The organism is Nonomuraea sp. NPDC050394 (genome assembly GCF_044459065.1).
In the GTDB taxonomy this organism is placed as follows: domain Bacteria; phylum Actinomycetota; class Actinomycetes; order Streptosporangiales; family Streptosporangiaceae; genus Nonomuraea.
Map to the genome: position 1 here is coordinate 181,399 of NZ_JBITIO010000004.1, position 22,051 is coordinate 203,449.

Genomic DNA, 22,051 nt, shown 5'->3' on the forward strand with positions numbered 1-22,051 from the left:
GTCTGGCGGGACCTCAGTCGTTGAGGTGCTGGCGCAGGTAGGAGTCGACCTGGTCGAGCGCGATGCGCTGCTGCGCCATCGAGTCACGCTCGCGGATCGTCACCGCCTGGTCCTCCAGGGTGTCGAAGTCGACCGTGATGCAGAACGGCGTGCCGATCTCGTCCTGGCGGCGGTAGCGGCGGCCGATCGCCCCGGCGTCGTCGAACTCGACGTTCCAGCGGCGGCGCAGCTGGGCGGCGAGGTCGCGGGCCTTCGGCGACAGGTCGGCGTTGCGCGACAGCGGCAGCACCGCGGCCTTGACCGGCGCGAGGCGGTGGTCGAGGCGCATGACCGTGCGCTTCTCCATGACGCCCTTGGCGTTGGGCGCCTCGTCCTCGGTGTAGGCGTCGAGCAGGAACGTCAGCGTGGCCCGGTCGACACCGGCCGCGGGCTCGATGACGTAGGGAACGTAGCGCTCGCCGGTGTCCTGCTCGAAGAAGGACAGGTCGACGCCGGAGGCCTTGCCGTGGGCGGTGAGGTCGAAGTCGGTGCGGTTGGCGACGCCCTCGAGCTCACCCCACTCGGAGCCGGTGAAGTTGAAGCGGTACTCGATGTCGACGGTGCGCTTGGAGTAGTGGGACAGCTTGTCCTTGGGGTGCTCGTACAGGCGCAGGTTGTCCTTGTTGATGCCCAGGTCGGAGTACCAGCGGTAGCGCTCGTCGATCCAGTACTGGTGCCACTCCTCGTCGCTGCCGGGCTTGACGAAGAACTCCATCTCCATCTGCTCGAACTCGCGGGTGCGGAAGATGAAGTTGCCCGGCGTGATCTCGTTGCGGAACGACTTGCCGATCTGGCCGATGCCGAACGGGATCTTCTTGCGCGCCGACTGCTGCACGTTGAGGTAGTTGATGAAGATGCCCTGCGCGGTCTCGGGGCGCAGGAAGGCCAGGCCGGACTCGTCCTCGACCGGGCCGAGATAGGTCTTCAGCAGGCCGCTGAACTGCCGCGGCTCGGTGAAGGCGCCCTTGTTGCCGCAGTTGGGGCAGGTGATGTCGGCCAGGCCGTTCTCGGGGGCCTTGCCGTTCTTCTCCTCGTAGGACTCGATGAGGTGGTCGGCCCGGAAACGCTTGTGGCACGACTGGCACTCGGTCAGCGGGTCGGTGAACGTCTCCACGTGGCCGGAGGCCTGCCACACCTCGCGGGCCAGGATGACGCACGAGTCGAGGCCCACCACGTCGTCGCGGGCCTGCACCATGGACTGCCACCACTGCCGCTTGACGTTGTTCTTCAGCTCCACGCCCAGCGGACCGTAGTCCCATGACGCACGGAGGCCTCCGTAGATCTCGCTCGACGGGTAGACGAGCCCGCGGCGCTTGGCGAGGCTGACGATGGTGTCCATGACGTCTGTACGGCGTGCCATGAGGATGGGTCTCTTTCCGGCTGGAGGTCGGCGAGGGGAAACGGATGAGGTCCCAGCTTAGGGGACGTCCGGTCGCCCTCGCGCGCGACTATTCCTCTTGTCCGGATACGTAGATGTCCTCGAAGGCACTCGGCTCGTTGACCATGAGGATCATCAACGGATACATCGCCATCTTCGCGGCCGAAAGGGCGCGGCGGTAGTAGCCCGCGCCCTCCCATTCGCTCACCAGCGCCCACAGGTTCGGCTCGTCGACGGAACGCGCCAGCCTCCCGCGGAGGAATCCCGGCTGGGCGCGCAGGGTGTCGACGATGTTCTGACCTTGCTTGAGGAACTCTTGGGACTGAGCTTCCGGAACCATGTAGCGAATGACGGCGAGCACCTTCTAAGAATGTCAGACGATCTCCCGCAGCCGCGCGATCGCGGCGGACTCCGCCGCATGGATCGCGCTCACCCGTTCGGCGATTGCGGAGAAATCCACCTTTCTCGGCGTGCGATCGGCTTCCGCCCGCAGCCGCCACAGCTCCTCCGCGTCCTCCTCGCGCGCGGCGCCGTCCGCCAGCACCGCCTCACGGACCGCCACCGTCAGCTCCCGGATCCGCCCGAACTCCTCGTACGGCACCGCCGTCTCCGCCATCTCATGCCACATCCCGTGAATCCGCCGGAACTCGGTCGCCGACTCCCCCAGTTCCTCCCTCTGGAGCAGCCCGGCCGCCGCGTCGAGCCCGTCGGCGAACAGATCGCGCAGGTTACCGCCGTCGATGCCCACCGGCTCGACGCACTCCCAGATCGACAGCAGCGCCCCGGCCAGCCGCGTGCCGTCCCCGAACACCTTCGGCCACCCCTTGGCGTTGCGCTCGTCGGTGAGCAGGCGGCTCCACTTGCGCCAGGCGGGCAGCGAGAACGAGTCGGACGCCGACGACAGGTGCTCCACGCAGTCCCTGAGCCCCTCAAGCACCGCCCCCGCCACGTCGACCCGCGCCGGAGGCTCGCCCAGTACATAAAGACTGTTCTTGTACGAGGTGACCCGCCCCCTGGCCGCCTCCATCCGCTCCTCCGGCACCAGGATCGGCCCGCTGCCCCGGTCGTCGACGTGCACGTACCCGCCGAACCTGCGGTAGGCGATGACGGGGTGCCCGCCGTACCCGTCGAGCTCCTTCGGCAGCCGCCAGTACCCGATGTGATAGCGGTCGGGCAGCACCACGCACGGCCGCCCCGCGTCGAGCTCCTCCGCCATCCGCCGCGCCGCCCCCTTGGCGCCGCCCGTCGTGTGGTGCGTGTACGGCACGCCGAGCCGGTCGAGCGTCTTGGTCATCCAGCGGTCGTAGTACTGCCACTGGTTGAGGAAGGCCATGACCAGGGCGGCGCTGTTGTGCCGCTTGAACTCCCAGAGGATGTATCCGGCCCCGATCCCGCCACCGGCCAGGAGAACCAGCGGCTCGGGAACCCCGGTGAGCCGTGACACGACCGCCGTGCTGGGATGCTGCCCGCCCCTGAACTCCCACCCGTGATCGTCGGGCGTCGCCTGGGTGCCGAGCGTGTGCCGTCTGGCGGTGGTGTAGCTCTCGCCGGTCTTCGCCATGCGGGCCCTGATGCGAGCCTTGAGCTGCTTCTTGTCGGTCATAACCGGTGTCCGTGTCCGCGGTCGCGCAGGGGCCCGGTCCACGCCCGCCGGCCCCGGCCGCCGCGATGCTCTGGGCTATGCCGAAGATTCGTTCCCCCGAGGCGCCTGCGTCCCCTTTGCCTCCGTGGTGCTCGGCGGGCAGCGTGGATGCTCGCTTTCAGGAGGTGCGGCGCTGGGAGTCGCCGTGCCGCCCATCCTAGGGACCCCATGGGCTCCTGTCACGCGCCCCCACGCCCTGACCTCGTCACCCCGTGGACCCGGCACGCCTCGTCGCTGTGCGGTCGACCTTCCCAACGCCCGGCTCCTCGCGTGCCATCGGCCCCGGGTGGGAGGCAGGACGGCCGGTTCCGGGGCATGTGCTACGGCGGGTGGCCGGGGAGTTGGGGTTGGTGGGGGCGGGGTTGGGGGGTGGCGGGTTAGGCTCGGGCCGTGGCCCAAGACAATGACCGCAGGCATCCGCTGGCCCAGCCCAGGGCGGCGGCCAAGGCCAAGCGCCCGTTGCCGCCCGGTGAGCGGTTCTTCACGCCCGGCGCGACCGGCCTGCGCAAGGCCGTGGAGCGACGCAGCGCCACCCCCATGGCCTATCTGTTCACGCAGGTCCCGCGCTGGATCACGCCGGTGGTCATGGTCGTGTTGCTGCTGGCGGGGTTCGCCGTGCAGAACTGGCTGGGCGGGGTCGCGGTGCTGCCGGTGGTCGCCTTCGTGGGGCTCCTGGCGTACCTGTCGTGGCCGTCGCTCAGTACGGGCGGCAAGCTGCTGCGGGTGGCCATGCTGACGTTCCTGCTGCTGGTCGTGGCCAGCCGCTTCGGCGCCTTCTGACCGCCCACGTCCCGGCCGCGGGTGTCACGGCCGGGAGCGGCGCGGGGTCAGCTGGCGAGCAGGGTGTAGGTGGGGAAGTTGCCGGGGAGGCGTTCGCCTTCCGGGCCTGTGGTCACGGCTCGGACCAGGAGGTCGCCGCCGACGAAGGCGCCGCGCCACGAGGCCCCCAGGCCGCCGAACAGCTCGTCCCGGTCCCCGCGCGAACGCGGCTTGTTGTGGCCGACCTTGAAGGCACGCACCTCGGGCGAGATCCGGGCGAAGGTCTCCTCGTCGTCACAGGACAGAGTGGCGACCAGGGCGCCGTTGCTGGCGTTCATGGCGGCCAGGAGCTCTGCCTCGGTGTCCACGAGCATCATGGTGTCGACGGGCCCGAACGGCTCGGCGTGGTGCAGGGGTGAGGAGCGGGGCGGGTTGAGGATCGCCGTCGGCGCGAAGTAGGCGGACATATCCTGGTTCGGCAGGAAATGTCCGTCGGACAACCTCGCCCGGTACAACGGCACGCCGCCCCTCGCGATCGCCTGGTCCACCTGGCCGGCCAGTTCCGCCGCCTTCGCCGCGTTGATGAGCGGGCCGAAGTCGAGCTGCGGCAACGGGTCCTCCGGCGACTCCACCGCCAGCGGATGCCCGAAGCGCAACGATCCCACCGCTTCCATGTAAGCGGCCAGGAAGTCCGGAAAGAGCTCACGCTGCACCACGAACCGCGGATAAGCGGTACACCGCTGCTTGGCGTAGTCGAAGGACGCGCGGATCTGCCGCGTGAGCAGTTCCCACCCCGAGTACTCCCAGACGCCCCAGCAGTTGAGACCCTCCTGCTCCAGTACGTGCCGCCGCTCGACGTCGGCCAGCGAGGTCGCCACCTGGGCCCCCGCGTCCCTGCCGCCCACGAACGACACGCACCCCAGCGCGCGCCCGCCCACCAGCACCGGCGACAGCGCCGCCCCGCCCCCGCTGACCAGCGTGAACGGCAGCCCCTCCCGTACGGCCAGCGCACAGGCGAGCGTGAGGCAGGCCAGCCCGCCGTCGGTGGGCGTCTTGGCGATCACCGCGTTCCCGGCCAGCGCCTGCACCAGCATCGCGTGCATGAGCACGCTCATCGGGTAGTTCCAGCTGGCGATGTTGCTGACCGGCCCGGGCAGCGGGGCGCGCCCGGCGGTCATGCGGTCGATCTCCCCGACGTACCAGCGCACGCCGTCCAGGCAGCGGTCCACGTCGGCGCAGGCCGTCTTCCACGGCTTGCCGATCTCCCACACGAGCAGCATCGCGAGCAGGTCGCGATGCTCGGCCATCGCCTCGACCGCGGCCGTGACGCGGGCCTTGCGCTCGGCCAAGGGCACGTGCCGCCACTGCCGGTGCTCGGACTCGGCGCCGGCCACCGCGCGGCCCGCGCCCGACCGGTCCAGCCTGGGCGGGACGGCGATGGCGGTGCCGTCGATCGGCGAGAAGACCGGGGTGTCGGGGCGGCCGTCGCGGTGCCAGAAGCCGCCCCAGTGATTGAGCACCCGGTCGTCGTGGAACGCCTCCGGCGCCGCCGTAGAGCATCTGTCGTAAGTGTCCTGCCAGGCTGTGCCCGGTTTGATGCGCATCTGGCCTCCTAGTCCGACCAGTCGACGGTGACGAGCTCGGGCAGGGGCTCGAACTCCTTGATCGCGTCGAGCGCGGGGCCCATGGCCGCTTTGGCCTCCCGCTCGACCATGACCTCCACCAGCACGGGCAGCCGCTTGTGCGCCGCCTCGGCGGACGCCCAGGCCAGGGCGTCCCGGATGTCGCCCGGCCGTTCGACCCGGCGGGCCGGGCAGCCGAAGGACTCCATCGCCTTGACGTGGTCGACGCCGCCTTCGCCGTGGGGGAGGTCCACGGCGTCGTTCAGGTCGTACGGGAGCTCCGCCTGCCCGATCAGCCCGAGGCACTCGTTGTCGATCATCACGATGACGAACGGGATCCGGTACCGCGCCGCCACCGCGACCTCCTCCATCACGGACGGGAATGAGTGGTCGCCGACGACCGCGACGACCTGTCGTTCGGGATGGGCGCACGTGACGCCGATCGCGGCGGGCACCTCCCAGCCCGGCGGCCCCGCCTGCCCGCACACGAGGTAGCGGCGGGGCAGGTAGGTGGTCTGGAACTGACCCGACCAGATCTGGTGGAGCCCGATCGCGGTGACGAACGTGGTGTCGCGCGGGTAGAAGTCGTTCATCTCCCTGAACACGCGGGGCGGCTTGATCGGCACGTCGTCGAAGTCGTCGCGGCGTGTCATCGTGCGGCGCAGCTCGCCGACCCTGCGCACCCACTTGCCGGGTTGCAGGGCCGCCGTACGGCTGCGCGCCTCCGCCACCATCTCAGCCAATACGGGCCTGGCATGCCCGGACACCCCTAAGTCCGGCTCGAAGACCCTGCCGAACTGGGTGGGATCGATGTCGACGTGGATGAAGCGCCGGCCCTTGCGGTAGACGTCCAGGTCGCCGGTGTGCCGGTCGCCGAAGCGGGCGCCGACGGCGAGCACCAGGTCGCCGGCCAGGAACGCGGCGTTGCCCCAGCGGGTCTGCGTCTGGGTCCCGGCCATGCCGGCGAACAGGGGGTGGTCCTCAGGGAAGGCGCCCTTGCCCATGAGCGTGACCTGGACGGGGATCTGGAGGTGTTCGGCGAGTTCGAGCAGTTCGCCGCAGGCCCCGGCGGCGACGACCCCGCCTCCGGCCAGGATGAGGGGCCGCTTGGCCGTACACACCATGTCGACGGCCGCGCGCACGACCTGCGGCAGCGGGCGCGGGACCGCGACCGGCAGCGGCGCGTCCAGCGCGCGGTCGTGGCGGCACGTGCCGCGCTGCACGTCGATGGGCAGTTCGATGAGGACCGGGCCGGGCCGCCCGGAACGGGCGACCCTGAACGCCTCGCGGAAGACCCACGGCGCCTGGGCGGGCTCCTTGACCTGGACGGCCCATTTGGTGACGGGCCTGGCGACCTCCAGGGTGTCGGCCGCCTGGAATACCTCCCGGTGGGGCTTGGTGGTGGCGGCCCGGCCGGTGACGCAGATCATCGGGACGGAGTCGGCCAGCGCGGCGTGGAGACCCGCGGCCATCGTGGTGCCCGAGGTGCCGGCGCAGACGCCGGCGTCGCCCGTCGCCCTGGCCCAGCCGTCGGCGGCGTGGGTGCCGCCCACCTCGTGGCGTACCGCGACGTGCCGGATGGAGCTTTGGCGGAGGGCGGCGTACAGGGGCAGGACGGCGGCGCCCGGGGCGCCGAAGACGGTGTTCACGCCCTCCGACTCCAGCACCGCGACCACCGCCTCCGCACAGGGGACGCGCTTCATGTCACGGCCGGCGCCGACCGCAGGAGCCGCGCGGTCTCCGACGGGGTACGCCCGACCCGCACGCCGGCCGCCTCCAGCGCCTCCTTCTTGGCCTGCGCGGTACCCGACGAACCGGAGACGATCGCGCCGGCGTGGCCCATCGTCCTGCCCTCCGGGGCGGTGAAGCCGGCGACGTAGGCGACGACCGGTTTGGTGATGTTCGCGGAGATGTAGGCGGCGGCCCGCTCCTCGGCGTCGCCGCCGATCTCGCCGATCATGACGATCGCGTCGGTGCCGGGATCGTCCTGGAACGCCTGGAGGCAGTCGATGTGCGTCGTGCCGATGACCGGGTCGCCGCCGATCCCGACCGCGGTGGAGAAGCCCAGGTCGCGCAGCTCGTACATGAGCTGGTAGGTGAGCGTGCCCGACTTGGAGACCAGGCCGATGCGCCCGGCGGCGGTGATGTCGGCGGGAATGATCCCGGCCGACGACTGGCCGGGGCTGATCAGGCCGGGGCAGTTGGGGCCGATGACGCGGGTACCGCCGCCGCGGGCCAGGGCGCGGAACCTGATCGCGTCGTGCACGGGCACGCCCTCGGTGATCACCACGCACAGCGGCACCGCCGCCGCCACCGTCTCCTCCACCGCCGCGCCGGTGAAGCGCGGCGGCACGAAGACGACCGACACGTCGGCGCCGGTCTCGCCCACGGCCTCGGCGACCGAGCCGAAGACCGGGACCGTACGCTCGCCGAAGTCGACCGTGCGCCCGCCCTTGCCGGGCGTCACCCCGGCCACCACGTTGGTTCCCGCGGCCAGCATGCGCGAGGTGTGCCGGGCGCCTTCGGAACCGGTCATGCCCTGGACCAGCACGCGGCTGTCCTTGGTCAGGAAGATCGCCATCACGCACCTGCCGCGAGTCTGGCCGCCAGCTGGGCGGCGCCGTCCATGGTGGGCACCTGCCGGACCGCCGGGTGCCGGGCGTCGCTGAGGATGCGCCGGCCGACCTCGGCGTTGTTGCCGTCCAGCCGGACCACGATGGGCCGGGCCCGGCCGCGTTCGCCCAGCAGTTCCAGCGCGGTGACGATGCCCGTGGCCACCGCGTCGCAGGTGGTGATGCCGCCGAAGACGTTGACCAGCACCGAGCGCACGTCCGGGTCGGACAGGATGATCTCCAGTCCGTCGGCCATGACCTGGGCGGAGGCGCCGCCGCCGATGTCGAGGAAGTTCGCCGGGTCGGCGCCGGCCCCGGCGACGACGTCGAGCGTGCTCATGACCAGCCCGGCTCCGTTGCCGATCACGCCCACGCGGCCGTCCAGCTTGACGTAGTTGAGCCCTTTCTCGCGGGCGCGGTCCTCCAGGCTGCCGGTCAGCTCCTCGGGGACGCGCTCGTGCCGGAACGCGGCGTTGTCGTCCAGGGTGACCTTGCCGTCGAGCGCCACGATCCGCTGGTCGGTGGTGAGGATGAGCGGGTTGACCTCGACCAGCAGGGCGTCCTCCGTCACCATGACGTCCCAGAGCCGCTGCAGCGTGGCCGCGGCCGCCTCGGGCAGGCCCGCCTTGGCCACGAGCTGCTGGGCGACACCGGCGTCCACGCCCACGGCCGGGTCGATCGCCAGCCTGACCAGCGCGCCGGGGTCGCGCTCCGCCAGCTCTTCGATCTCCATGCCGCCCTGCGCCGACACCATCGCCAGGAACGACCCGGCCGCCCGGTCGACGAGGAAGGCGGCGTAGTACTCCTCGAAGGGCACCGTGGCCACCTCCACGAGCACGGCGCGGGTGAGGTGTCCCTTGATGTCCATCCCGAGGACGCGCCCGGCCTCCTCCTCGGCGGCCCGCGGCCCCGGCGCGGCCCTGATGCCGCCCGCCTTGCCTCTGCCGCCCGTCTTCACCTGGGCCTTGATGACGACGGGAGCGCCGATCTCGGCTGCTATCGCGCGGGCCTCGGCGGGGGTGCGGGCCACGTCGCCGAGGGGGACCGGGATGCCGTGGCGGCCGAAGAGTTCCTTCGCCTGGTACTCGTACAGGTCCATGCGAGCCTCCTTTGTAGACGGTATACCGTATGGAATATTCCTCGTCCAGAGGCTCGACAAGTATCCGATTGTGTGGATATTCCATACAGTATGGAGAATGCAATTCGCGACTGGCGCGGCCGCGCGTACCGGCCCGGCCCCGTACCCGCCGACCGTCCGCGCACGTTCTGGCTCGCCTGGGCCTCGATGGCGGCCATAGCCCCGCTCCAGTACGGCTACGCCGCCCTGCTCACCCGCGACCAGGCCGCGCTCATCCCGCTGGGCGTGTGGATCGTCTGCCAGGCGGCCGGAGCCCTGCTGCGCCGCCGCCTGCCGCTCGCCGCGGGCGCCGTCCTCACCACCTCCGGCCTCCTCGCCCTCGGCCTCGGCGGCTCCTGGCCCTTCCTCACCGTGTACGCCGTGCTCGGCGGCCTGGGCGCCGGAATCGTCTACGGCGTGTGCGGCGAGACCGTCGCCGCCTGGCACCCGGAACGCCCCGCCATGCGTGTCGGCCTGGTGACCGGCGCCTTCGGCTACGGGGCGCTGCCGATGCTGCTGTGGGCCGGCCTGTTCCCCGGCACGCTCCCCCAGGCGTTCCTGGCCTCCGGGATCGTCGCGGCGCTGGTCATCGGCACCGCCGCCCGGTACCTGCGCATGCCGCCTCCCCTGTGGTGGCCCGACACCGTCGACCCCCGCTCGTACGCGCTGGACGCCGCCGTCCTGCGCCGCACGCCCGGGGCGCTCCGCGAGTTCTCGCTGGCCCAGGCGCTGCGCACCAGGGCGTTGCCGGTGCTGGCGGCCATCCTGGTGGGCGCGGGCGCGGTCTCGATCGCCGACGTGGTCATCGTGGCCGCGTCGGGCGCCTGGGGCGCGGTCGCGATCCTGGTGGGGCTCAACGGGGCGGGCAGGGCGCTGGCCATGCGGTGCTCGGAGGCGCTGGGCCGTACGGCGGTGCTGGCTGTCGTGCTCACCCTGCTCGCGCTGGGCCAGCTTCTCCTGGCCGCCCACGCGGGCACCGGCACCTCAGTCGGGCTCTGGGCGGGCGCCGTGGCGGCGGGCCTGGGCGGCGGGGCCTTCTACCCGCTGGTCGCCAGCCTGGTCCGCGACTACTTCGGCGAGGCCGGCACCGGCACGATCCATCCCGTCGTCTACAGCGCCAAGGCCGCGGCCGGGCTGGTGGCGGTGGCGCTGAGCTGGCTCGCGCTATCCGGGTCCGCCGCGCCCGCGCTCCTGCTCGCCGCCGCGTGCGCGGGGCTGCCCGCGCTGGCCGCCCGGCGGTTGCGCGCGCCCGGCAGGCCGGTCACGATCCCCGTGTGATGAGGCTCACCGGAAAGGTGAGAAGCGCAAACTGTATGCTGTAGGCAGTCGACGACAAACCGTTAGTGGAGCCGCGAACATGTTGCTGTCGGATCAGGCCGGTCAGACCGCGGCCAAGATTCCCCGCCCCGCCACGCTCCGCGAGAGCGTCATCGAGGCCATTCAGGAGCTCATCGTCTCCGGTCAGCTCAAGCCCGGTCAGCACCTGGTCGAGAGCGAGCTGGCCGAGCTGCTCGGCGTCTCCAGGCAACCGGTGCGCGAGGCGCTCCAGCAGCTCAGCGGCGAAGGCTGGGTCGACCTCTTCCCCGGCCAGGGCGCCTTCGTGCACGTGCCGACCCTCGAAGAGGCCGACCAGCTGCTCGCCGTACGCACGCTGCTGGAGACCGAGTCGGCGCGGCTGGCCGCGCAGAACGCCGGCGAGGACGGCGTGAGGCGACTGCGCGCCCTGTGCGCGCGCGGCGTGGCGGCGGTGCGGTCGGACGACGTCGACGGCGCGGTCGCCACCAACTCCGAGCTCCACGCGCTCGTGACCGCGCTGTCGGGCAACAAGGTGCTGGCCGAGCTGGCCGCCCAGGTGGCCAGGCGGGTGCGCTGGTACCACACGCCCGTGGCCAGGCGGCGCGGCATGACCTCGTGGGAGGAGCACACCGCGCTCATCGACGCCATCGAGGCCCGCGACGAGGCGACCGCCGCGCAGATCATGCGCGAGCACACCGAGCACACCCGCGCCTCCTACCTGGAGTCGCGCGCCGGCCAGCCCGTCGAACCCACCCCCAAGCCGGTACGGCGCCGCCGCCGCACCGGCTGACCCGCCGATTACCAGACCCCTCCTCGGGCAGAGGATGACACCGGACAGGAGGTGACGTGACGATGAAGGCGTTGATGAGCTTTCTCCGCGGTGATCCCATGGGCCAGAGCGGAGACGGACGCTCCTTCGGCGTGGGCCTGAGCGCCGCGCTCAGGAAGCAGTACTCGGCCGAGCAGGCCGACCGCTACCTGCGCCTGTGGACAGCCGAGAGCGACATCCACAGATCCCCTCGACCGTGACAGCCCCGCCGGTACCCTTGTTTCCATGCCGTACCTCGAACAACGCATGGACAGCGTTGAAACCGACATCAAGGAGATGCGAAGCGACATCTCCGACCTGAAGGCCGACGTCTCGGTCCTGAAGGCTGACATGACGGTCGTCAAGGCCGACATATCCGAGATGAAGGGCGACATCGGCGTTCTTCAACGCTCGGTTGGCAACATCGAGAAGACACTCGGCGTCATGAAGGATCAACAAGCCCAGACGCAAGCGACAATGATCGAACTCAGTAACATGGTGGCCAGACTGCTGGCCAAGTCTGAATGCCTGTAGCCGCAGGCGAACCGGCCGCGCCCGCCCGCGGCCGTGTCAGCGCTCAGCCGGCTCCTTGTCCCGGACGGCACGGGACTTCAGCAGGCTGAGCACGGTGGTGATGGCGAGCGTCCCGAGGATGACGCCAAGAGAGACCAGGATCGGAATCTCCGGCGCCCAGGACACCCCGTCGTGGTGCAGCGCCTCCAGGATGAGCTTCACCCCGATGAACGCCAGCACCACCGACAGCCCCTTGCTCAGGTAGACGAGCCGGTCCAGCAGTCCGCCGATCAGGAAGAACAGCTGCCGCAGCCCCATGAGCGCGAAGGCGTTGGCGGTGAACACGAGGTAGGGCTCCTTGGTCAGGCCGAAGATGGCCGGGATGGAGTCCAGGGCGAACAACAGGTCGGTGGTCCCGATGGCGACCATGACGATGAGCATCGGGGTCACCATGCGGCGGCCGTGGTGCACGGTCAGGCGGGCGCCGTGGTAGGTGTCGGTGGCCGGCAGCACGCGGCGTACCGTCCGCAGCGCGATGTTCTCGGAGAACTCCGCTTCCTCCTCCTCGTGTCCGATCAGCTTCCACGCGGTGTAGACGAGGAAGGCGCCGAAGACGTAGAAGAGCCAGTCGAAGCGGGTCACCGCCTCGGCTCCGGCCGCGATGAAGGCGCCGCGCATGACCAGCGCCAGGACGATGCCGATGAGCAGCACCTTCTGCCGGTATTGCCGCGGCACCCGGAACCTGCTCATGATCAGCAGGAAGACGAAGAGGTTGTCGACGCTGAGTGAGTACTCGGTGATCCAGCCGGCGAAGAACTCCCCGCCGTGCGCGGGCCCCGAGAACATCAGCAGCCCGAGGCCGAACAGCACGGCGAGGGCGACGTAGAAGGAGACCCAGCCGACGCACTCCTTGAAGGAGGGCTCGCGCGGGTTGCGGGCGACGAGGTAGAAGTCGAGGGCGAGGATGAGGCCGAAGCCGCCGATCGTGGCGAGCCAGACCCACATGGGCAGGTTCATCGTCTCCTCACGGTCAGGCGTTCGTGCAGCCACACGAAGCCGATGGCGAAGCCGACGCTCACCATCGCCTGGTAGGCAAGGAACGACAGGACACCGTCCCGCATCCCCACCCCGGCCAGGCTCTCCTGGATGAGTCTGGACATCGGAAACGCGACCATCCAGAACAGGGCGACAGGTGCGAAGGCCCCGGGCCGGAAGAGCCAGCGTCCGATGAGCAGGCCGTACGCGCCGCCGCACAGCGCCAGGGGTACGGCCAGCGCGAGCGCCGACAGCGCGGCCCGTCCGAGAGGCTGCCCCGCGAGCAGGGTCAGCCCCCCGGCGGCCACGCCGGCGACGGCTCCGATCGCCGCCCCGGGCAGGGCGGGTTCGAGGCTGTGCCGGATCGCCATCAGTCCACGACCACGCCGAACGCGAACAGGCTGTAGAAGAGCATGCCCAGGTAGAACACCGCGCCGAAGCCGACGATCACGTTGGTCCACCACTTCGGCCGGATCGGCTTGGGCAGCATGCGGTTGTTGACCAGCAGCAGCGTCACGCAGTAGGCGCCCATGGCGAACGTCGACAGGAACGCCAGCGTGTCCAGGATCCCGCTGGGCCCGTCGGCCGGGCCGAAGAGCAGGATCAGGATGCCGAAGATGATCACGCCCCAGAGGAAGCCCGCGTACAGGTGGGACATCTTCCGCTTACGGGCGCCGGGCACGAAGTTGTAGGTCATGTCGGCCTGCCCGCGCGAGAACGAGTCGAACAGCCCGAGCGTGGCGTTGAGGCCGATCAGCGCGATGAAGCCGAGGAAGACCACCCCGAGCACCGAGCTGCCGGCCGAGGAGACGGCGTTCGACATGGCGGTCAGCGCCACCTCGCGGTCGTCGCCGGAGATGACCGCGCGCACTCCGGGGTTCTGCCGGACGGCGGCCTGGGCGATGACCGTGAAGGAGATCGTGACCAGCATGGTCACGCCCCAGAACAACAGCAGCGCGTCGAAGGTGACCCAGCGCCGCCAGCCCTTCCACTTGGCCATCTCGGCGGGGTCGTCGGTGTCGAACATGAAACCGCGCGCCGGCATCGCCTCTTCCTCGCCGGCGTGGCGCAGGCCGCGGATGCGCGGGATGTGCGCGCCCATGCCGGCGCCGGAGTCGCGCAGGTGCAGCGTGTACCACATCTGCTGCATCCCGGACGGCCCGGCGAAGGCGCACGCCCCGACGATGACCGGGAACCACGCGGCCGACAGCGCCTCGGGCGGCAGGTAGCCGAAGGAGAACATGCCGGTGATCGTGGAGACCACGTCGCTCCAGGAGCCGACCATCGCCGCGACGACCGCGGTGCTGAGCACGAGCACGCCGATGAGCACCGACAGCAGGTTCTCCAGCACGTTGTAGATCACCTTGGCCAGGGAGAAGACCACCCCGACCAGGATGAGCCCGATGACCGCGGTGACCACCCAGGGGATGCCGGTGATCTCCTCGAAGGCCGCCGCGCCCGCCGACAGGTGGCCGGGCCAGATGTAGACGGCGATGGCCGTCACGAAGAAGAACCACATGATCGGTTTGAACACGCGGGCGGCGCCGGAGAAGATGCTCTCCCCCGTCGCCATCGCGTACCGCGCCATCTCCAGCATCACGACGGCCTGCAGGGTGACGCCGATCAGGAACAACCACCTGATCTCCGGCCCGAACAGCAGGACGAGCCTGGGCCACATGTAGGACTCGCCCATCCCCACGCCCAGGGCGACCAGGAAGACGGTCGGCCCGAGAATGTGCACCGACGGGGGCGCGTCGGGCAGTTTTCTGATGGGCATCGGCTCCAGCCGGCCCGCTTTCCATACGCGTTCGTCCTCAACCGGTGGCGCTGCGGCCGCCGATGGTTTGGATGTGTCCACCTAAGGACCTCCTGGGGGGAAAGGTTGGTTCCTGTGGGCTGCCCCGACGTGCCCCCTCGCCTGCCGCGTCCGGCTCTTAACGCAGCAGTCCGGCCGCTCTGGCCCAGCGATACTTCGCGCCGAGCACGGCCACCGGCTTCTCAGTCGTGTACGGGTAGGCGATGACTCCGTGGTCGAACAGGTACGCGCAGGCTTCCTCCACTTCGGTGTCTCCGGCCAGGGACGCGACGACCGGCTTGACGTTGCCCTTCTCCCGCTCCTCCGCCACCACGCGGGCGAGGAGTTCGGCGAAGACCATGGGCGGGGTCACGATCGTGTGCCAGTACCCGAGGACCAGCGCGTGCACGCGCTCGTCGGACAGCCCGAGCCTGACCGTGTTCTCGTAGGTCGACGGCGGTTCGCCGCCGGTGATGTCGATGGGGTTGCCCGCGGCCCCGAAGGGCGGGATGTGGGCGCGGAAGGCCTCGTCCAGGTCGGCCGGGATGTCCATCAGCGTGAGCCCGGCGTCCACGCACGCGTCGGACAGCAGCACGCCGGATCCGCCCGCGCCGGTGATGATGACGACGTTCTCCCCCTGCGGGGCGGGCATCAGCGGCAGCGCCCTGGCGTACTCCAGCATGTCGTTGAGGCCGGGGGCGCGCACGACTCCGGCCTGGCGCAGGATGTCGTCGTAGACCTTGTCGTCGCCGGCCAGCGCTCCGGTGTGCGAGCCGGCCGCCCGCGCGCCCATCGCCGTACGCCCGGCCTTGAGCACGATGACGGGCTTGTTCCTGACGACCCTGCGCGCGGCGTCGACGAAGCCCCGCCCGTCCTTGAGGTCCTCCAGGTGCATGGCGACCGCGCGGGTGTTGTCGTCCTGCTCGAAGAAGGTGAGCAGGTCGTCCTCGTCCACGTCGGCCTTGTTGCCGACGCCGACGATCGCCGAGACGCCCATCTTGGTGGTACGGCTGAAGCCCAGGATGGCCATGCCGATGCCGCCGCTCTGCGAGGTCAGCGCGACACTGCCCTTCACGTCGTACGGCGTGCAGAACGTGGCGCAGAGGTTCTCCGGCGTGTAGTAGTAGCCGTAGATGTTGGGCCCGAGCATCCGCACTCCGTGCCGGCGCGCGATCTCGACGATCTCCCGCTGCCCGTCGAGGTTGCCGGTCTCGGCGAACCCGGACGGGATCATGATCGCTCCCGCGACCCCCTTCTTGCCCGTCTCCTCCAGCGCGGGGGCCACGAAGGCGGCGGGGATGGCGAAGACGGCCACGTCCACGTCGTAGGGGACGTCGGCGATGCTCTTGTAGGCGGGCAGCCCCATGATCTCGGTGGCCTTGGGGTTGATCGGGAAGATCTGGCCCTGGTAGCCGCCGTTGATGAGGTTGCGCATGACCGAGTTGCCGATCTTGCCCTGCTCGGCGGAGGCGCCGATGACGGCGATGGCGCGCGGCTTGAAGATGCGGGTCATCTGGGCGAGGATGCGCTCCCTCGGCAGGCGTTCGACCGGCGGGGGCGCGGCGCCGACGAGGATGCGCACGTCGGCGGCGACGGCTCCGGAGGCACTGGCGAAGACGGGGTTGAGGTCGATCTCCACGATCTCGGGGTGTTCGTCGACCAGCCTGCCGACGCGCTCGATGAGCTGGGCGAGGGCGGCGCGGTCGGCGGGCTCGGCACCGCGCGCCCCACGCAGCACCTCCGCCGCTTTGATGTCGTCGAGCATCGTCAGGGCATCATCACCCGAGACGGGGGCCAGGCGGAAGGTCACGTCCTTGAGCACTTCGACCAGCACTCCGCCCAGGCCGAAGGCGACGACCTTGCCGAAGGTGGGGTCGGTGACGGCGCCGACGATGACCTCGTGACCGCCGCCGACCAGTTGCTGGACCTGGACACCGTCGATCTGGGCGTCCGGGTTGTAGGCGAGTGCGCCGGCGACGATCTTCCGGTGGCCCTCACGGACCTCTTCGGGGGTCCTGAGTCCCACGAGCACGCCGCCGGCCTCGGTCTTGTGCAGGATGTCCGGCGAGACGATCTTCAAGACCACGGGGAAGCCGATTTTTGCTGATATTTCGACCGCTTCCTCGGCCGTGGCGGCCAGGCCCTCGCCGGGGGTGGCGATGCCGTACTCCTCGCAGATCATCCTCCCCTCGGGGGCGGTCAGGGCCGTGCGGCCCTCGGCCAGCGCCTTCTCGATGACTTCCCTCGCGGACATCAGATGACTCCGTTCGTCTTCAGCTCGGCCAGCTCGCCCGCGCTCACGCCGAGGGCACCGTAGATCTCCTGGTTGTGCTCACCGAGAAGGGGCGGCGTGCGCACGTCCACCGGCGAGTCGGAAAGCTGCAGCGGGCTGCCCACGGTGACGAACTCGCCCCGCTCCGGGTGCTCCACCGCGACGACGATGCCCTCCTCGCGCAGGCTCTCGTCCTGCGCGAGCTCCCTGGTCGACAGGATCGGGCCGCACGGGACGTTCTCGGCGTTGAGCCGGTCGAGCACCGACCACTTGTCGTGGCGGATGGTCCACTCCTCGATGAGCTGGAACATCTTGTCGAGCTTGCCCAGCCGGGCCTCCGGAGTGGCCCACTCGGGGTCGTCGGCCAGCTCGGGACGGCCGATGATGCCGGCGATCGGCCGCCAGCCGACCGGCTGGACGATCACGTAGATGTAGTCGTTGGGGCCGCCGGGCGCGCAGCGCACCGCCCATCCGGGCTGGCCGCCGCCGCTGGCGTTGCCCGACCGTGGCACCTCGTCGCCGAAGTTCTTGTTCGGGTACTCGCGCAGCGGCCCGTGCGCCAGGCGCTGCTGGTCACGCAGCTTCACCCGGCACAGATTCAGTACGGCGTGCTGCATCGCCACCTGCACCCGCTGCCCCCGCCCCGTGCCCTCCCGCTGGTACAGGGCGGCGAGGATGCCCGCCACCACGTGCACGCCGGTGCCCGAGTCGCCGATCTGCGCGCCCGTGGCCAGCGGCGGCCCCTCCTCGAAGCCCGTCGTGGTCATCGAGCCGCCCATGGCCTGGGCGATCACCTCGTACGCCTTGAACTTGGCGTACTTCCCGGCGCCGAAGCCCTTGATCGAGGCGTAGATGAGGCGCGGGTTGAGCTCGCTCAGGCGCTCCCAGGTGAAGCCCATCCGGTCGACCGCGCCGGGCCCGAAGTTCTCGACCAGGATGTCGGCGCCCTTCACCAGTTCGGCGAACAGCTCCTTGCCGCGCTCGGACTTCATGTTGAGGGTGATGCTGCGCTTGTTGCAGTTGAGCATCGTGAAGTAGAGGCTGTCGACGCCGGGTTTGTCGCGCAACTGCTGACGGGTGATGTCGCCCGTGGGCGCCTCCAGCTTGACCACGTCGGCGCCGAGCCAGGCGAGCAGCTGGGTGGCCGACGGCCCGGACTGGACGTGGGTCATGTCGAGGACGCGGACGCCTTCCAGAGCCTTCATCTGAGCCTCACTTGTACATCGTCTGGTTCATGGTTCCGGGGGCGTAGACCTCGGGGTCGACCCACACGTTGATCAGCGAGGGCTTGCCGGACTCGCGGGCCCTGCGCAGGGCGGGGGCGATCTCGTCCGGGTCGCGGACCTCCTCGCCGTGGCCGCCGAGCAGCTTGGCGAAATCGCCGTAACGGATGTCGCCCAGCGTGTTGCCGACGCGGGCGCGGTCCTCGCCGTACTTGGCGGCCTGGCCGTACCTGATCTGGTTCATCGAGGAGTTGTTGCCGATGACGCCGATGAACGGCAGGTCGAAGCGGATCATCGTCTCGAAGTCCCAGCCGGTCAGGGAGAAGGCGCCGTCGCCGAACAGGCAGAGCACCTCCTTGTCGCGGCGGGCCTGCTTGGCGGCCATCGCGAACGCCATGCCGACGCCGAGCGTGCCCAGCGGGCCCGGGTCCATCCAGTGGCCGGGTGACTTGGGCTGCACGACCTGGCCGGAGAAGGTGACGATGTCGCCGCCGTCCCCGATGTAGATGGTGTCCTCGGTCAGGAACTCGTTGATCTCGTGGACGAGGCGGTAGGGGTCGATGGGCGTGCTCGCCGACAGCTGCCTGGGCAGGCGCTTGTCGTAGGACTGGGTCTCGACCGCGCGCAGTTCCTCGATCCACTCCTTGCGCCTGGCGGCGGCGTCGCTGATCCGGCCACTGGCCGCCTGGACCGCCGCCGACAGGATGAGCCCGGCGTCGCCGACGATGCCCAGGTCGATGTCGCGGTTCTTGCCGACCGTGCGGTAGTCGAGGTCGATCTGGACCACGGTGGCGGTCGGGGACAGGCGCTTGCCGTACCCCATCCTGAAGTCGAACGGCGTGCCGACGATGATGATGAGGTCGGCCTCGGTGAAGGCGTACCTTCTCGACAGCTGGAAGTGGTGCGGGTCGCCGGGCGGGAGCGTGCCGCGGCCGGAGCCGTTCATGTAGGCGGGCACGTTCAGGCTTCTGACGAAGTCGATCGCGGCGTCGGTGGCCCGGCAGGTCCAGACCTGGCTGCCGAGCAGGATGCACGGCTTCTCGGCGTGGGCGAGCATGTCGGCCAGGCGCTCGATCGCCTCCGGGTCGCCGGCCTGCCGCGTGGAGGCCCGGTAGTTCTTGGGGATGCGCGCCTTCTCCAGCGGGATCTTCGCGTCCAGGACGTCACGCGGGATCTCCAGGAACGACGGGCCCGGGGCGCCGTGGTAGCACTCGCGGAAGGCCATCGACACGATGTCGGCCACGCGTTCGGTGCTCGGCACCGTGGCGGCGAACTTCGTGATCGGCGTCATCATGTCCACGTGCGGCAGGTCCTGGAGTGAGCCCATCTTGTGCTGGCTCAGCGCGCCCTGGCCGCCGATGAGCAGCATCGGGCTCTCCGCGCGGAAGGCGTTGGCCACGCCGGTGACCGCGTCGGTCGTGCCCGGTCCCGCGGTGACCACCGCGCAGCCGGGTTTGCCGGTGATGCGCGCGTAGCCGTCAGCGGCGTGCGCGGCCACCTGCTCGTGACGAACGTCGATCACCTCGATGCCCTCATCGACGCAACCGTCGTAGATGTCGATGATGTGCCCGCCGCACAGCGTGTAGATCACATCCACGCCCTCGGCCTTGAGCGCTTTGGCTACCAGATGACCGCCAGAGATCGTTTCCGACATCGTGCACCCTTCTCGGCGACTGTCTCCCGCATACTGCATACCGTATGACGCCAATGGTTACTCCCTTGTGAACGGCCTGTCCAGACCTCTACGGCAACTCGATCAACTCCACGGGCCCGCCGCACCACCCCGGCGGCACCGCCGCCAGGGCCTCGGCCAGCGCCGCTCCCCACAACGAACCCGGCCGGTCATGCCCCACGGGAACCGCGCCCTTCGCCGAGCGCCGGACCGGCACCAGGCGGGTGTCGCGCGGATGCGCCCGCACCGGCCCCGCCGGCGCGCTCATCTCTCCCCGGTACGGCCGGCCGAGCAACGGCACCAGCAGCGTGAGGGCCGCCCCGAGCGCGGCGAAGGGATTGCCGGGCAGGCCCACGAGCATGGCCCCCGACGCCGGCCTGGCCAGGATCTGCGGATGCCCGGGGCGCACGGCCACCCCGTCGACCAGCACCTCCGCGCCTCGTAGCACGGCACGCAGATGGTCGGCAGGGCCCTTGGAGGAGGCCCCGCAGACCACGACCACGTCGGCGTCCTGGCTCGCGAGCGCCTCGCGCAGGGCCCGCTCACCGTCGGGCAGCCTGGCGACACCGGCCAGGCGGCCGCCCGCCCATTCGACCAGGCCGGGCAGCATCGGGCCGATGGCGTCGCGTACCCGGCCCGGCCCCGGCACGCCCGCGAAGACCACCTCGTCACCGGTCACCAGCACCGACACGGCCGGCTTGGGCACCACGCGCAGCCGGTCGTGCCCCAGCCCGGCGGCCAGCCCCAGCACGGACGGGGTCACCACGGTTCCGGCGCCGAGCACCACGGCGTCCTCGGGGATGTCCTCGCCCCTGCGCCTGATGTGCCGGCCCGCCTCGGCCGGGCCCTTGACCCACCGGCCGTCGGCGTCGGCGGCCTCGTAGGGCAGCACCGCCGCCGAGCCCGCGGGCACCGGGGCTCCGGTGGCGATCTCGACGGCCTCGCCGTCCGCCAGCGACGGGTACGCCGCTCCCCCGGCCAGCACCCTGCCCACCAGGCGCCAGGGCGGCGGGCCGCAGACCGCGTAGCCGTCCATGGCCGACACGTCCGTGCCCGGTACCGGGACCAGGGCGCGGAGGGGTTCGGCCAGGCGGCAGCCGTACGCCTCGGCGAGGGGGAGATCGGCCGGTGCGGGCGGGCAGGCGAGGGCGGCGGCGAGGGCGCGCGCCCGCTCCCAGGACAGCGTGCTCATGGGCGGCTCCTTGACCGGCATTTTTCCATACTGTATACCGAATGCAGATTCCGACGCGAGAACGGAGCGCAGCATGAAAGTCGCTGTTCTTGGCGCCGGCGCCATCGGCGCGTACGTGGGAGCCGCCCTGCACAGGGCGGGAGTCGAGGTGCATCTGATCGCGAGAGGCGAGCACCTTGCGGCCATCCGCCGCGAGGGAGTACGGGTGCTCAGCCCCCGGGGCGATTTCGTCGCCCACCCCCATGCCACCGACGATCCGACCCACGTCGGCCAGGTGGACCACGTCTTCCTGGGCCTCAAGGCGAACAGCTACGCCGCCGCGGGCCCCATGATCAAGCCGTTGCTGCACGAGGCCACGAGCATCATCGCCGCGCAGAACGGCATCCCGTGGTGGTACTTCCACGGGCTCAACGGCCCCTACCGGGGCTACCGCATCGAGAGCGTCGATCCGGACGGGGCCGTCACCGCGGCGTTGCCGCTGGAGCGCGCGATCGGCTGCGTCGTCTACGCCGCCACCGAGATCGAGGCGCCGGGCGTCATCCGGCACCTGGAGGGAACCCGGTTCTCCATCGGCGAGCCGGGCGGGCAACTGAGCGCCCGGTGCGCCGCCTTCAGCCGGGCCGCGGTCGAGGGCGGGCTCAAGTGCCCGGTCGAGGCCGACGTCCGGCGCGATGTGTGGATCAAGCTGATGGGCAACATCGCCTTCAACCCGATCAGCGCCCTGGCCCGCGCCACCATGGCCGGCATCGCCCGCCACCAGGGCACCCGCGAACTGGTCATGGCCATGATGCGGGAGACCGTCGAGGTGGCCGGAAGGGTCGGGTGCGATCCGGGTGTGTCGATCGAACGGCGGCTGCGCGGCGCGGAGAAGGCGGGCGAGCACAAGACCTCCACGCTGCAGGACCTGGAGAAGGGCAAGCCGCTCGAACTGGACGTCCTGCTGGCGGCGGTGGTCGAACTGGCCGACCTGACCGGCGCCGAGGTGCCGGTGCTGCGTGCGATCCACGCGGTGAGCGACCTGCTGAACGAGAACGTTGCTCCTACGGCCTAGTGAGGCATACCGTAGGCTGTATACA

20 protein-coding genes are annotated in these 22,051 nt (G+C 70.5%); 6 read left to right on the plus strand and 14 right to left on the minus strand.

The features are described 5' to 3' along the window. Positions 1-13: 13 nt before the first annotated feature. The 3 genes from ACIBKY_RS18395 to ACIBKY_RS18405 all read right to left on the minus strand — a co-directional run bounded on the left by ACIBKY_RS18395 (position 14) and on the right by ACIBKY_RS18405 (position 3,020). The gene (locus tag ACIBKY_RS18395; protein ID WP_397097851.1) at positions 14-1,399 is read right to left on the minus strand and encodes a glycine--tRNA ligase; all 1,386 of its coding nucleotides are present in this window, start codon (positions 1,397-1,399) and stop codon (positions 14-16) included. 88 nt (positions 1,400-1,487) lie between these two features. Beyond that, the gene (locus ACIBKY_RS18400; protein ID WP_184966420.1) at positions 1,488-1,778 is read right to left on the minus strand and encodes an antibiotic biosynthesis monooxygenase family protein; all 291 of its coding nucleotides are present in this window, start codon (positions 1,776-1,778) and stop codon (positions 1,488-1,490) included. Between the two features lie 12 nt (positions 1,779-1,790). Beyond that, the gene (locus ACIBKY_RS18405; protein WP_397097852.1) at positions 1,791-3,020 is read right to left on the minus strand and encodes a BtrH N-terminal domain-containing protein; all 1,230 of its coding nucleotides are present in this window, start codon (positions 3,018-3,020) and stop codon (positions 1,791-1,793) included. A 429-nt stretch (positions 3,021-3,449) separates the two neighbouring features. Between ACIBKY_RS18405 and ACIBKY_RS18410 the strand changes: the two genes are divergently transcribed. Then, positions 3,450-3,839 (plus strand): DUF6703 family protein, encoded by a 390-nt coding sequence (locus ACIBKY_RS18410; RefSeq protein ID WP_397097853.1) that lies wholly within the window; start codon positions 3,450-3,452, stop codon positions 3,837-3,839. Between the two features lie 47 nt (positions 3,840-3,886). Here the strand turns inward: ACIBKY_RS18410 and ACIBKY_RS18415 are convergent, their stop codons facing one another. Genes ACIBKY_RS18415 through sucC form a run of 4 tightly spaced genes read right to left on the minus strand, consistent with a single transcriptional unit; the run spans position 3,887 to position 9,151 of the window. Beyond that, positions 3,887-5,422, minus strand: a complete 1,536-nt coding sequence (locus tag ACIBKY_RS18415; protein ID WP_397097854.1) for an aldehyde dehydrogenase family protein — start codon at positions 5,420-5,422, stop codon at positions 3,887-3,889. A gap of 8 nt (positions 5,423-5,430) precedes the next feature. Then, complete coding sequence (locus ACIBKY_RS18420; RefSeq protein ID WP_397097855.1) at positions 5,431-7,143, minus strand: thiamine pyrophosphate-dependent enzyme; 1,713 nt, start codon at positions 7,141-7,143, stop codon at positions 5,431-5,433. After that, the gene (sucD, locus tag ACIBKY_RS18425) at positions 7,140-8,021 is read right to left on the minus strand and encodes a succinate--CoA ligase subunit alpha (protein ID WP_397097856.1); all 882 of its coding nucleotides are present in this window, start codon (positions 8,019-8,021) and stop codon (positions 7,140-7,142) included. The genes ACIBKY_RS18420 and sucD overlap by 4 nt, the downstream gene beginning before the upstream one ends. Next, positions 8,021-9,151, minus strand: a complete 1,131-nt coding sequence (sucC, locus tag ACIBKY_RS18430; RefSeq protein ID WP_397097857.1) for an ADP-forming succinate--CoA ligase subunit beta — start codon at positions 9,149-9,151, stop codon at positions 8,021-8,023. Before sucC ends, sucD begins: the two co-directional genes overlap by 1 nt. Before the next feature lie 90 nt (positions 9,152-9,241). On the opposite strand from sucC, the gene ACIBKY_RS18435 reads away from it, so the two are divergent. From ACIBKY_RS18435 to ACIBKY_RS18450, 4 genes are all read left to right on the plus strand, one after another. Further along, positions 9,242-10,447, plus strand: a complete 1,206-nt coding sequence (locus ACIBKY_RS18435) for an MFS transporter (RefSeq protein ID WP_397097858.1) — start codon at positions 9,242-9,244, stop codon at positions 10,445-10,447. A 79-nt stretch (positions 10,448-10,526) separates the two neighbouring features. Beyond that, positions 10,527-11,255: a GntR family transcriptional regulator gene (locus ACIBKY_RS18440; protein WP_397097859.1), complete on the plus strand. Its 729-nt coding sequence runs from the start codon at positions 10,527-10,529 to the stop codon at positions 11,253-11,255. Between the two features lie 74 nt (positions 11,256-11,329). Further along, positions 11,330-11,494, plus strand: a complete 165-nt coding sequence (locus ACIBKY_RS18445; RefSeq protein WP_397097860.1) for a hypothetical protein — start codon at positions 11,330-11,332, stop codon at positions 11,492-11,494. A 25-nt stretch (positions 11,495-11,519) separates the two neighbouring features. Next, positions 11,520-11,807 (plus strand): hypothetical protein, encoded by a 288-nt coding sequence (locus tag ACIBKY_RS18450; RefSeq protein WP_397097861.1) that lies wholly within the window; start codon positions 11,520-11,522, stop codon positions 11,805-11,807. Between the two features lie 36 nt (positions 11,808-11,843). Here the strand turns inward: ACIBKY_RS18450 and ACIBKY_RS18455 are convergent, their stop codons facing one another. The 7 genes from ACIBKY_RS18455 to ACIBKY_RS18485 all read right to left on the minus strand — a co-directional run bounded on the left by ACIBKY_RS18455 (position 11,844) and on the right by ACIBKY_RS18485 (position 20,975). Then, positions 11,844-12,803 carry a TerC family protein gene (locus ACIBKY_RS18455; RefSeq protein ID WP_397097862.1) on the minus strand — a complete coding sequence of 320 codons (960 nt, stop codon included), beginning with the start codon at positions 12,801-12,803 and terminating at the stop codon, positions 11,844-11,846. Beyond that, positions 12,800-13,192: a hypothetical protein gene (locus tag ACIBKY_RS18460; protein ID WP_397097863.1), complete on the minus strand. Its 393-nt coding sequence runs from the start codon at positions 13,190-13,192 to the stop codon at positions 12,800-12,802. Before ACIBKY_RS18460 ends, ACIBKY_RS18455 begins: the two co-directional genes overlap by 4 nt. Continuing rightward, complete coding sequence (locus ACIBKY_RS18465) at positions 13,192-14,598, minus strand: Nramp family divalent metal transporter (protein WP_397097864.1); 1,407 nt, start codon at positions 14,596-14,598, stop codon at positions 13,192-13,194. The genes ACIBKY_RS18460 and ACIBKY_RS18465 overlap by 1 nt, the downstream gene beginning before the upstream one ends. Positions 14,599-14,755: 157 nt before the next feature. Then, positions 14,756-16,870, minus strand: coding sequence for an acetate--CoA ligase family protein (locus tag ACIBKY_RS18470; RefSeq protein ID WP_397097865.1), 2,115 nt, complete (start codon positions 16,868-16,870; stop codon positions 14,756-14,758). Then, positions 16,870-18,093, minus strand: a complete 1,224-nt coding sequence (gene frc / locus ACIBKY_RS18475) for a formyl-CoA transferase (protein WP_397097866.1) — start codon at positions 18,091-18,093, stop codon at positions 16,870-16,872. The genes ACIBKY_RS18470 and frc overlap by 1 nt, the downstream gene beginning before the upstream one ends. A gap of 7 nt (positions 18,094-18,100) precedes the next feature. After that, positions 18,101-19,765 carry a thiamine pyrophosphate-binding protein gene (locus ACIBKY_RS18480; RefSeq protein ID WP_397097867.1) on the minus strand — a complete coding sequence of 555 codons (1,665 nt, stop codon included), beginning with the start codon at positions 19,763-19,765 and terminating at the stop codon, positions 18,101-18,103. 88 nt (positions 19,766-19,853) lie between these two features. Continuing rightward, positions 19,854-20,975: a molybdopterin molybdotransferase MoeA gene (locus tag ACIBKY_RS18485; protein ID WP_397097868.1), complete on the minus strand. Its 1,122-nt coding sequence runs from the start codon at positions 20,973-20,975 to the stop codon at positions 19,854-19,856. A 73-nt stretch (positions 20,976-21,048) separates the two neighbouring features. Between ACIBKY_RS18485 and ACIBKY_RS18490 the strand changes: the two genes are divergently transcribed. Beyond that, on the plus strand, positions 21,049-22,026 hold the full coding sequence (locus tag ACIBKY_RS18490; protein WP_379622038.1) for a 2-dehydropantoate 2-reductase: 978 nt from the start codon (positions 21,049-21,051) through the stop codon (positions 22,024-22,026). The last annotated feature ends 25 nt before the right edge of the window (positions 22,027-22,051 follow it).

Coding starts and splice junctions, on each gene's coding strand:
- ACIBKY_RS18435 (WP_397097858.1), top strand. CDS start 9,242: ATGGAGAATGCAATTCGCGACTGGCGCGGCCGCGCGTACCGGCCCGGC.
- ACIBKY_RS18395 (WP_397097851.1), bottom strand. CDS start 1,399: ATGGCACGCCGTACAGACGTCATGGACACCATCGTCAGCCTCGCCAAG.
- ACIBKY_RS18460 (WP_397097863.1), bottom strand. CDS start 13,192: ATGGCGATCCGGCACAGCCTCGAACCCGCCCTGCCCGGGGCGGCGATC.
- ACIBKY_RS18490 (WP_379622038.1), top strand. CDS start 21,049: ATGAAAGTCGCTGTTCTTGGCGCCGGCGCCATCGGCGCGTACGTGGGA.
- ACIBKY_RS18445 (WP_397097860.1), top strand. CDS start 11,330: ATGAGCTTTCTCCGCGGTGATCCCATGGGCCAGAGCGGAGACGGACGC.
- ACIBKY_RS18465 (WP_397097864.1), bottom strand. CDS start 14,598: ATGCCCATCAGAAAACTGCCCGACGCGCCCCCGTCGGTGCACATTCTC.
- ACIBKY_RS18455 (WP_397097862.1), bottom strand. CDS start 12,803: ATGAACCTGCCCATGTGGGTCTGGCTCGCCACGATCGGCGGCTTCGGC.
- ACIBKY_RS18485 (WP_397097868.1), bottom strand. CDS start 20,975: ATGAGCACGCTGTCCTGGGAGCGGGCGCGCGCCCTCGCCGCCGCCCTC.
- frc (WP_397097866.1), bottom strand. CDS start 18,093: ATGAAGGCTCTGGAAGGCGTCCGCGTCCTCGACATGACCCACGTCCAG.
- ACIBKY_RS18440 (WP_397097859.1), top strand. CDS start 10,527: ATGTTGCTGTCGGATCAGGCCGGTCAGACCGCGGCCAAGATTCCCCGC.
- sucC (WP_397097857.1), bottom strand. CDS start 9,151: ATGGACCTGTACGAGTACCAGGCGAAGGAACTCTTCGGCCGCCACGGC.
- sucD (WP_397097856.1), bottom strand. CDS start 8,021: ATGGCGATCTTCCTGACCAAGGACAGCCGCGTGCTGGTCCAGGGCATG.
- ACIBKY_RS18420 (WP_397097855.1), bottom strand. CDS start 7,143: ATGAAGCGCGTCCCCTGTGCGGAGGCGGTGGTCGCGGTGCTGGAGTCG.
- ACIBKY_RS18415 (WP_397097854.1), bottom strand. CDS start 5,422: ATGCGCATCAAACCGGGCACAGCCTGGCAGGACACTTACGACAGATGC.
- ACIBKY_RS18470 (WP_397097865.1), bottom strand. CDS start 16,870: ATGTCCGCGAGGGAAGTCATCGAGAAGGCGCTGGCCGAGGGCCGCACG.
- ACIBKY_RS18450 (WP_397097861.1), top strand. CDS start 11,520: ATGCCGTACCTCGAACAACGCATGGACAGCGTTGAAACCGACATCAAG.
- ACIBKY_RS18405 (WP_397097852.1), bottom strand. CDS start 3,020: ATGACCGACAAGAAGCAGCTCAAGGCTCGCATCAGGGCCCGCATGGCG.
- ACIBKY_RS18480 (WP_397097867.1), bottom strand. CDS start 19,765: ATGTCGGAAACGATCTCTGGCGGTCATCTGGTAGCCAAAGCGCTCAAG.